Genomic DNA, 9,139 nt, shown 5'->3' on the forward strand with positions numbered 1-9,139 from the left:
CGGCGGCGTCTCGTGGCTGGTTTCGACGGGCTGAACCGGCGGCAGGCGACGATGAAGGAGCCGACGATGACGCAACTCTCGCCGCGCGACCACGATGGATCCGACGTGCTGACGCCGCGCGACAACAGTCTTCCGGTGCGCGCCGCCGGGATGACGATCGCGGACTTCCTCGCCACGTCGCCCGACCTCTCCGAGTTCTGGACTCCGCTCGTCGCTCTCGACGACGCGGCGATGACGCACAACGTGTCGGTGATGGACGAATGGACGCGCGCCCGTGGCCTGGAGCTCATGCCGCACGGCAAGACGACGATGGCGCCGGCACTGTGGCAACGCCAGCTCGACGCAGGATGCCTCGGCATCACGCTCGCCACGATGGGGCAGGTGCGAACGGCGCGAAGCCTCGGATTCGACTCGATCATGCTCGCGAACGCCGCCGTCGACGTGCGCGCCTTGCGCTACCTGGCCGGTGAGCTGGCGGATCCCCGGCTTCGGTTCGTGTGCTGGGCCGACTCGGTGGAGACGATCGAGGCGATGGAACCTGCGCTCGTCGCGGCGGGCACGCCACGACAGCTCGACGTGTGCGTCGAGCTCGGCGCGCCTGGCGGGCGCACCGGAGCGCGCACCGTGGCCGAGGCGACACGCGTGGCTGAGCGGGTGGCGGCATCCGCCGTGCTGAGGCTCGCGGGCGTCGCCGGCTACGAGGGATCCCTTGCACACGACAGGTCTGAGACATCGCTGCGAGCGGTGCGGGAGTACCTGGAGCGGCAGATCGAGCTGCACGACGGCATCCGCTCGCTCTACGACGACGGCGAGGTGTACATCACGGCGGGCGGGAGCGCGTACTTCGACATCGTGGCCGACGTGTACGGACAGGCGACGGCCCATGCGGGAGCTGCGGGTGCGGAAGCCCCCGGCGCCGAGGATCGAACGCACTTCGTGCTGCGCTCCGGCGCGTACATCGTGCACGACGACGGCTACTACCGCACCGTCTCGCCGTTCGACGAGGCACGCGCCTCGGCCGACGCCCCGCGGTTCGTGCCGGCGATGCTCGGCATCGCACGCGTCGTGTCGCATCCGGAGCCCGGGCTCGCACTGCTCGACGGCGGCAAGCGCGACTTCCCCTACGACGAGGGCCTGCCCATCCCGCGCCAGATCGCCCCCGATCTCAGCGGGCCATGGACGACGCCGACGGATGCCTCGGTGTCGGCCATGAACGACCAGCACAGCTACCTGCGCCTGAGCGAAGCGGATGCCGCGCGCGGCGTCGCACCGATCGGGTCCGTCGTCGCACTCGGGCTCTCGCATCCGTGCACGGCGTTCGACAAGTGGCGCGTGCTGCCGGTCGTGGAGTCGGCGGACTCCACCCGGGTCGTCGACCTCGTGCGCACATACTTCTGATGGGTTCCGTACCGCCGATGAGGGAGACGCGGATGACCGAACGCATCGTGCTGCGCGGCGGCTCGGTGGTGGGACCGGAGCCGTTCAGGGATCCCGGAGTGGTGCCGCTCTCGGCGGCGGACCCGGTGACGCGCGCCGACGTCGCGATCGAGGGCGGTGTGATCACGGCAGTGGGCGACATCCGCGCCGAACCCGGCGACAGGGTCATCGACTGCTCCGGCCGATACGTGATGCCCGGCTTCGTGGACGCGCATTCGCACGCCGACGGACTGCTGACCGACGACGACGTGCAGCTGGCCCTGCTCCGGCAGGGCGTGACCACCGTGATCGTCGGTCAGGACGGCGTGTCGTACGCTCCGGGCGACGGGTCGTACGCGTCGGAGTACTTCGCTGCGATCAACGGCGCCCATCCCTCGTACTCCGGCGGCGGCATCGCCGACTACCTGAGGCTTACGGACGGCACCTCGCGTCTCAACGCCGCCACGCTCGTGCCTGCCGGAACCGTGCGGTTCGAGGTGTGCGGTCGCGCCGACGCGCCGGCTGACCCCGAGCAGCTGACGGCGATGGTCACCCTCGTCGAGCAGGGCATGCGCGAAGGAGCCGTCGGGCTCTCCACCGGGCTCGACTACGTGCCGGGGCTCTTCCAGTCGACCGAGGAGATCGCCGCACTCGCCGCGCCGGTCGCCCGCGCCGGCGGCGTGTACGTGAGTCACATGCGCGGCGGATACGAGGCGAACTCCGCGGCGGGCATCGACGAGATGGCCGGCATCGCCGGTCTCGTGCGAGAGAGCACCGGAATCCCGTTGCCCGTGCACGTGTCGCACTTCCACGCCGACGCCGACATCGTGCTCGGTCGGCTCGACGCCCTCGCGTCGGCCGGCGTCGACGCCACGTTCGACGCCTACCCCTACATCCGCGGATGTTCGCTGCTCACCATGCCCCTGCTGCCGCCCGAGCTCTCACGGCAGCCGGTCGACACCGTGGTGCTGGCGCTCGGCGATCCGTCCGAGCGGCAGCGGCTGAGATCCGAGTGGTTCCCGCTGGTGGCGACCTACCCCAGCCTCGGGTCGGACTGGCCGTCCATGATCACGTTCGCGCACATCGGCGCGCCGGAGTTCGCGTGGGCGCACGGCCTCACGATCGAGCAAGCGGCGAGGCGGACCGGTGTCGACGCCGTCGACCTCGCACTCGACGTGCTGCGAGCATCCCGGCTGCGGGTGAACGTCGTGATGGCCGTTCGCAACCCGCGGCCGGTCTCGGAGTTGGCGCGCATCTTCGCGCACCCGGGGCATCTCGGCGGCTCTGACGGCATCTTCATCGGTGCCCATCCGCATCCGCGCGCCAGGGGCACGTTCCCGCGGTTCCTGCGCGAGTACGTGCGTGAGAGCGCGACCTGGACGTGGACGGATGCCGCGCATCACCTCTCGCGCGCGGCCGCTGTCCGCTTCGGGCTGGGCGGCCGCGGTTTCATCCAACCGGGTGCGGTCGCCGACCTGGTCGTCCTCGATCCGGACGCCGTGACCTACACGGCGACGTACGAGGCGCCCCTGACGGATGCCGTAGGCATCGACGACGTGCTCGTGGGCGGGGTCCCCGTGCTGACCGGCGGTGCGTTGACCGGCGGTGCGTTGGCCGGCGGTGCGTTGGCCGGCGGGGCGCCGCGCGCTGCACAGTCCGGTGCCCCGGCCGGCGCGCTTCCCGGACGCGGACTGCGCAGGGACCGTCGGATGACGACGGGCGGAAGGAGCTAGCACGTGTCTCAGAGCGTGAAGCGGGCGGCCGACATCCTCGACTCTCTGGCGACGGAACCGAAGACGGTGGCGCAGCTGGCCGTCGAGTTCGACATCCATCGCTCCACGATGTTCCGGGAGCTGCAGACCCTGGAAAGCGTCGGATTCGCCCGCCGCCGCCACGATGGCACGTACGCGCCGGCCTTCCGGCTCGCCGTGCTCGGGGCAGCGGCACTGGAGAGCCTCGACCTGCGCGAGGCGGCTCACGCGGCCGTGCGGCGTCTGCACCGCGCGGTCGGCGACACCGTACACGTGGCGGCGCTGGTCGACGACGAGATCGTCTACGTGGACAAGGTGGAGGATGCCGGCCGGGTGCGCCTGTACTCGCGCGTTGGATCACCCGTTCGCCCGCAGTGCAGCGGGCTGGGCAAGGCGATCCTGGCATCCCTCGGCGCCGTACGACGCGACGCCGTGCTCGCCGGCGTCGACTGGACGCCGTACACGCAGCGCACGATCACCACGCGCGCGAAGCTGGACGCGGAACTCGACGCCGTCGCCCGCCGCGGATGGGCGACGGACGACGGCGAGTTCGAAGACGTCGTCAACTGCATCGCCGTCCCCATCACCAGTTCGGCGGGAGTCGTGGGAGCCTTGTCCATCACGTCGCTGCGCGTCGTGCACGACCTGCGCGAACTGGAAACGCGCATCCCCGTGCTGCAGCAGACCGCTCAGCAGATCTCCCGTGAGCTCCGCTGAGCTCTCGATCCACCACCGATGAAGGGAAACACCATGTCGAAGACGGCCATCCGCACCACGAACGCCCCACAGCCGGCCGGCCCGTACAGCCAGGGCATCGTGGCGAACGGATTCCTCTACACGGCCGGATTCGGACCGCAGGATCCCGCAACCGACGCCGTTGCCGACAGCGTCGGCGAGCAGACCAGGCAGGTGTTGCGCAATCTCGCCGCCGTTCTCGCCGAGCACGGGCTGACCCTGGACGACTGTGTCAAGTCCACCGTTCACCTCGCGGATCTCGCCGACTTCGCCGAGTTCAACGAGGCCTACAAGGAGTTCTTCGCCGAGCCGTATCCCGTGCGCACCACGGTGGGCTCGCAGCTGGCGGGCATCCTCGTCGAGATCGACGTGGTCGCCGCGCTTCCCGTCGCGTAGGGCAGGTAGTGCATGTCTGACACTTCGGGGCGCGCCGAGTGCATCGCAGCCAGCCCGGAATTGTCAGACATGCCCAAGTCCGAGGACGGAGCACGCCGCGGGGCCGAGACTGCATCGCCGCGCCCGACACTGTGAGCCCGAGGCCATCGGCTCAGCCCAGGATGGTGGCGCCCGCTGCCCGCATGGCCTGCACGAACTCCGCAGCAGTGTCACGCTGGCGGAGCATCTTGAAGTCGTTCTGCGACATCCGGTTGATGTGCTCGTGGCTCACGGTGAGCTGCAACCGGCCGGTCGGCTGAGAGTCGATCCCGAGGTCGCTGTTCGCCAGCACGAAATTGGACCATACGCCGAAGGACACGGACGGGACGGACCATCCCTGCACCGTTCCGTCATCGGGCGCGAAGGTCAGCCACCCGTTCCCCAGGGTCAGCGTTCCGAAGCCCGAGAGCGGGTCGAGGTGCCCGTCGCGTCGCACGTGGGCGTTCCACGAGCCGTTCCCGAACGCGGCCGGGCTGCCCGGCTGCACGGCGCGCGTTGAGGGGTTCCGCGACATGCGGACCACCAGCACGACGACGAGGGCGACGATGCCCACCATCACGACGACGATGGGTATCGCGATCAGCAGCATGGTTCCTGTGAGACCGGTCACCCTTCCACTCCACACCGCGGCCGGCGTCGTCGCGATGGGGACCGCTCCCCATCGGGACCGCGTGCTGCCGTCTCGGACACCGACATGCGGCAGCGTTCGGAGAACAGTGTCGAGGGGACGACCGTTCCGAATTTGGTATACCGTTTTGTGGTGAGTACAGCAGCCCTGATCCTGACGAACGTGCGCCCGCTGGGCGGCGCGGCCTCCGACCTCGTGATCGTCGACGGGGTGATCGCCGAGGTGCTCACGGCCGGGTCAGGCTCGGCGGCGCATCCGGATGCCATCGTCGAAGACGGTCGAGGACTCCTCGCGCTCCCCGGACTCATCAACGCCCACGCGCACGTCGACAAGTCCTGGTGGGGCAAGGACTGGGTTTCCTACGGCGGCGTGGCGACGACGCAGGGACGGATCGCGCACGAGCGCGCCCACCGCGCGGAGCTGGGCATCCCCTCCGTGAGCGGCGTCGAACTCGTGCTGCGGGAGTTCCTTCGGCATGGCACGACCGCGACACGCTCGCACGTGGACGTCGACCTCGGCATCGGGCTCACAGGCGTCGAGGACGTGCTGGCCGCAGCCGAGAACCTGGCAGGAGCGGTCGAAGTGGAGATCGTGGCCTTCCCGCAGGACGGCGTCATCCGCCGTCCGGGCGTGCTGAAGCTGCTCGAGGATGCCGTTGCCCTCGGCGCGCGCAGCATCGGCGGCCTCGACCCGGCCGGCATCGACCGTGACCCTGTCGCACAGCTCGACGGGCTGTTCGACATCGTCGACCGCACCGGTGCCGGCCTGGACATCCACCTGCACGATCCGAACGAGCTCGGTGCGTTCCAGCTCGAGCTCATCATCGAGCGCACCCTGGCGGTGGGCGCGCAGGGTCGCGTCAACATCGCGCACGGGTTCGCGCTCGGCGACACGAAGGGCGCGGCGCAGCAGGCACTGCTCGAACGGCTCGCCGAGGCGGGCATCTCCTGGACCACCGTTGCGCCGATCGGCACCCGGCCGCTGCCGTGGCGTGCCATGCGCGAGGCGGGGATCGGTCTCGGGTTCGGGACCGACGGCATCCGCGACCTGTGGAACCCGTTCGGCGACGGCGATCTGCTGAAGCTCGCGCTCCAGTTCGCGCGGCTGCACGGCATGCGCACCGACGAGGACCTCGCCCGAGCCGTGAGCCTCGCCACGAGCGAGGCGGCCCCGTTCGTGCATCGCGATCGTCACGGACTCGAGGTCGGTGACCGGGCGGACATCGTGCTGCTCGACGCCCAGAACGTGCAGGACGCCCTGGTGCGCACCCCTCGTCGTGAGCTCGTGGTCACCGGCGGACGCGTCGTGACGCGCTCGGGCGAGCTCACTCTGTAGTTCCCCCCTTGCCGGGGCGGTGCGCGGTTGCCGCCTGGCGGCGACCGGATGCCGGTCAGTCCGGCGCGCCGTCATCCTCCGAGGCGGACTCACCCGGTGCCGTGCGGGCGGCCTGGGCGACGCGGCTCTCGCCGAGGTGCTCAGCGGCCAGCCGGGTCACCCCGTCGAGGTCGCGGTGCGCGATGGCATCGAACAGCTCGGCGTGCTGACGTGCCATCTGCTCTGTGTCGTCGTGTTGTCCGAGCAGCCAGCGCATGCGCGAACGGAAGACGAGTTCGACCTCCGACAGCAGACGATTGCCGGCGAGCTCGGTGACCGTCTCGTGGAAGTCGGCCGCAGCACGGCGGGCGGCCACGGTGTCCCCCTCGGCGGCGGCAGCCTCCTCCCGTTCGAGGACGATGTGCAGCGTCTCGAGGCCCTCCCTGGTGTGCCGCTGCGTCGCGAGCCGGAACGACAGCGCCTCGAATCCTTCGCGCACCTCGTGCAGGTCGGCGATGTCGCTCGGCGTGAACTCCCGCACGACGGCCCAGGTGTTGGGGCGGAGCGTGACGAGCCCCTCGGCCTCCAGCGTCTTCAGCGCGTCGCGCACCGGGACACGGCTCACGCCGAGCTCGCCCGCAAGGTCGCGTTCCACGAGCTTGCTGCCCGGCGCGCGCACGCCGTCGAGGATCTCGTCCCGCAGGCGGGCCGCGACGCGCACGGCCTCCGGCTGGCGGGATGACGGAGTGACCACCGCCTCATCCTCCCATCCCAGGAGTTGTTCGCCAATTTGGTATACCAATGTGCGGTGGACGAGCAGAGCGTGATGGATGCCGATACTGGTCGTGACCGGGCGAGCTCGGGTCCAGAATGGCCGGATGACGGATCCGCTCCAGCACGCGAGAGGACGCCCGATGCCACGCTCGCCTTTCCGCCGCACGCCGACCACGTGTTCAAGGAGGAAGACCGAACCCCGGCCGAGGTCGCGGGAGCGCCGGGCAACGGCTGCAACGACCCGGACGCGCACCTGGATCCGGAGAGCCTGGACATCATCCTGAACTGGCTCGGGGGAGTGTTCGCAGCGCGAGCCCGCTAGCGAACGACGTCGTACACCTGTTTCACGATGCCGTTGGGGTACGCCGCGTGATCGACGAGGGCGAGCTTGGTGGCATCCGCATCGGCGTCGCTGAACAATCGCGTCCCTGCGCCGAGCAGCACAGGGAACACGAGCAGGTTGTAGCGGTCGACGAGCCCGGCGTCCGCGAGCGTCTTGCCGAGGACCGCGCTGCCGTGCACGAGGATCGGCCCGCCGTCCGTCTGCTTCAACGCGGCGACGTCGTCGAGCGAGCGGAGGATCGTCGCCGGCCACCGCTCGTCGTCATGCTCCAGCGTGCTGGAGACGACGTAGTGCGGCATGGCGTTGTAGCCCGCGAACTCGTCCATCGTCGGCCAGACGGGAGCGAACGATTGATAGCTGCGGCGTCCGAGGAGGAGGGCCGTCGCGTCCTCCTGTTCCGTTCCCTTGAGCTCGTAGGCCGCGGGATCGAAGTCCACGAGCTTGAAGGTCCAGCCTTCGTTGCGGTAGCCCTCCGGGCCTCCCGGTGCCTGCATGACGCCGTCGACGGAGACGAACGCGGTGATGATGATCGGGCGCATGCGCCGATTCCCTTCTCAGCCCTTCGCGCGTCGCGGCGCGCGCTTCGGGGCCGGCGGATGCGCCGCCTCAGCGGGCTTCAGCCGTACCAGCTGGGTGGTGCTCGAGTCGTCGAGCTCCGCGATGTCGGCACGGGACTTGAGGAAGTCCGAGAACGATCGGTAGCCGAGCTGCTTCTCGCTGAACGACGGGTCCATCCGCTTGATCTGCGACTTCACGGCCGAGCTGTGCAGCCATTCGGAGTCGTCCTTCTCGTGGCCGATGCGCAGCGCCCGGTCGAGCAGGCCCGTCGCCTCCTGCTGGGGGTCGCGCGCGGCATCCTCCGAGTCGTCCGTCTCGACAGGCTCGTCGGGCTCCGTCGGCTCGGCGGGCTCGCTGCGCTTCGCGGAAGCCGTCCCAGTCGGCTTCTTCGTGGAGCTCTTGGCAGCGGATGCCTTGCCCTCCGTCGTGCGCGCCGGCTTCGCTTCCGGCGCGGGCGGCCGTTCGACGCCGGGCAGTGCGTCGTACGTGTAGAACTCGTCGCACGCGGCCGCGAGCGTTCGGCTGGTGGATCCCGCGACGCCGATCCCCACCACGTAGCGTCCGAGCCGCTTGCAGCGCTGCGCAAGGGGCACGTAGTCGCTGTCGCCGGCGACGATGACCACGTGCGTCAGGTCGGGCAGCCGGAACATGTCCTCGACAGCGTCGACGGCGAGACGGATGTCCGCCCCGTTCTTCGCGTACGCGGCCGCCGGAAAGAGCTGCACGAGATCCACCGCACGGCCGACGAGCTGGTGACGGTAGTCGGCGTTGACGGGGGCCGACCAGTCGGCGTACGCCCTGGTCAGCACGAGCGTTCCGAACGACGCCGCGAAGTCGATCACCGCGCCCACGTCGACGGTTGAGGCGTCGAGCTTGGCGACGAGCGCGGAATCCGCTCCCGTCTGGCCGGGATCGAACTGGCGCACCCGGTCCCGCTGGAACGAGTTGCGCCCGTTCACCTGGTCGTAGCGCGAGATGACGATGTTGTCGAAGTCGATGTAGACGGCCACGCGGCTGTCGGTGGTCTCTGCCATGGCATCCTTCCGCAGGATCCGCGGGTGGTCTGAGGAGAACGGCCGTTCGGCGGTCAGAACGGGCCGGCGCGACGCCCGCGGATGGTTCGAGCGTAGACCGGGCGTGGGGGGGGGGGGGGGGGGGGGGGGGGGGGGGGGAGGGAGGGAGGGG

At 70.0% G+C, this 9,139-nt stretch carries 10 protein-coding genes; 6 read left to right on the forward strand and 4 right to left on the reverse strand.

The window, feature by feature from the left end:
• The first annotated feature begins 66 nt into the window (after positions 1-66).
• Genes ACX9R5_RS08285 through ACX9R5_RS08300 form a run of 4 tightly spaced genes read left to right on the forward strand, consistent with a single transcriptional unit; the run spans position 67 to position 4,298 of the window.
• Positions 67-1,398, forward strand: coding sequence for a type III PLP-dependent enzyme domain-containing protein (locus ACX9R5_RS08285; RefSeq protein ID WP_459408504.1), 1,332 nt, complete (start codon positions 67-69; stop codon positions 1,396-1,398).
• Between the two features lie 32 nt (positions 1,399-1,430).
• Entirely contained in the window at positions 1,431-3,149 is a 1,719-nt protein-coding gene (locus tag ACX9R5_RS08290; RefSeq protein WP_459408505.1) for an N-acyl-D-amino-acid deacylase family protein, read from the forward strand.
• A 3-nt stretch (positions 3,150-3,152) separates the two neighbouring features.
• The gene (locus tag ACX9R5_RS08295) at positions 3,153-3,884 is read left to right on the forward strand and encodes an IclR family transcriptional regulator (protein ID WP_459408506.1); all 732 of its coding nucleotides are present in this window, start codon (positions 3,153-3,155) and stop codon (positions 3,882-3,884) included.
• A gap of 33 nt (positions 3,885-3,917) precedes the next feature.
• Positions 3,918-4,298, forward strand: a complete 381-nt coding sequence (locus ACX9R5_RS08300) for a RidA family protein (protein ID WP_459408507.1) — start codon at positions 3,918-3,920, stop codon at positions 4,296-4,298.
• 151 nt (positions 4,299-4,449) lie between these two features.
• On the opposite strand, the gene ACX9R5_RS08305 is transcribed toward ACX9R5_RS08300, so the two are convergent.
• Positions 4,450-4,947, reverse strand: coding sequence for a hypothetical protein (locus ACX9R5_RS08305; RefSeq protein WP_459408508.1), 498 nt, complete (start codon positions 4,945-4,947; stop codon positions 4,450-4,452).
• A 150-nt stretch (positions 4,948-5,097) separates the two neighbouring features.
• Here ACX9R5_RS08305 and ACX9R5_RS08310 point away from each other — a divergent pair, with 150 nt between their 5' ends.
• Positions 5,098-6,300 (forward strand): amidohydrolase, encoded by a 1,203-nt coding sequence (locus ACX9R5_RS08310; RefSeq protein WP_459408509.1) that lies wholly within the window; start codon positions 5,098-5,100, stop codon positions 6,298-6,300.
• Positions 6,301-6,355: 55 nt separating this feature from the next.
• Here ACX9R5_RS08310 and ACX9R5_RS08315 read toward each other — a convergent pair whose 3' ends face one another.
• Positions 6,356-7,033: a GntR family transcriptional regulator gene (locus ACX9R5_RS08315; RefSeq protein ID WP_459408510.1), complete on the reverse strand. Its 678-nt coding sequence runs from the start codon at positions 7,031-7,033 to the stop codon at positions 6,356-6,358.
• A gap of 54 nt (positions 7,034-7,087) precedes the next feature.
• Between ACX9R5_RS08315 and ACX9R5_RS08320 the strand changes: the two genes are divergently transcribed.
• Positions 7,088-7,375, forward strand: a complete 288-nt coding sequence (locus ACX9R5_RS08320) for a hypothetical protein (RefSeq protein ID WP_459408511.1) — start codon at positions 7,088-7,090, stop codon at positions 7,373-7,375.
• On the opposite strand, the gene ACX9R5_RS08325 is transcribed toward ACX9R5_RS08320, so the two are convergent.
• Positions 7,372-7,935: a dihydrofolate reductase family protein gene (locus tag ACX9R5_RS08325; RefSeq protein ID WP_459408512.1), complete on the reverse strand. Its 564-nt coding sequence runs from the start codon at positions 7,933-7,935 to the stop codon at positions 7,372-7,374. The genes ACX9R5_RS08320 and ACX9R5_RS08325 overlap by 4 nt on opposite strands.
• 15 nt (positions 7,936-7,950) lie before the next feature.
• A complete protein-coding gene (locus tag ACX9R5_RS08330) occupies positions 7,951-8,988 on the reverse strand; it encodes an NYN domain-containing protein (protein ID WP_459408513.1) in 1,038 nt (345 codons plus the stop codon).
• Between the last annotated feature and the right edge of the window lie 151 nt (positions 8,989-9,139).

The organism is Rathayibacter sp. CAU 1779, from assembly GCF_054551755.1.

Bases quoted from the DNA above. Each gene is read 5' to 3' on its own strand.
- ACX9R5_RS08285 (WP_459408504.1), top strand. From the start codon at position 67: ATGACGCAACTCTCGCCGCGCGACCACGATGGATCCGACGTGCTGACG.
- ACX9R5_RS08290 (WP_459408505.1), top strand. From the start codon at position 1,431: ATGACCGAACGCATCGTGCTGCGCGGCGGCTCGGTGGTGGGACCGGAG.
- ACX9R5_RS08300 (WP_459408507.1), top strand. From the start codon at position 3,918: ATGTCGAAGACGGCCATCCGCACCACGAACGCCCCACAGCCGGCCGGC.
- ACX9R5_RS08325 (WP_459408512.1), bottom strand. From the start codon at position 7,935: ATGCGCCCGATCATCATCACCGCGTTCGTCTCCGTCGACGGCGTCATG.
- ACX9R5_RS08330 (WP_459408513.1), bottom strand. From the start codon at position 8,988: ATGGCAGAGACCACCGACAGCCGCGTGGCCGTCTACATCGACTTCGAC.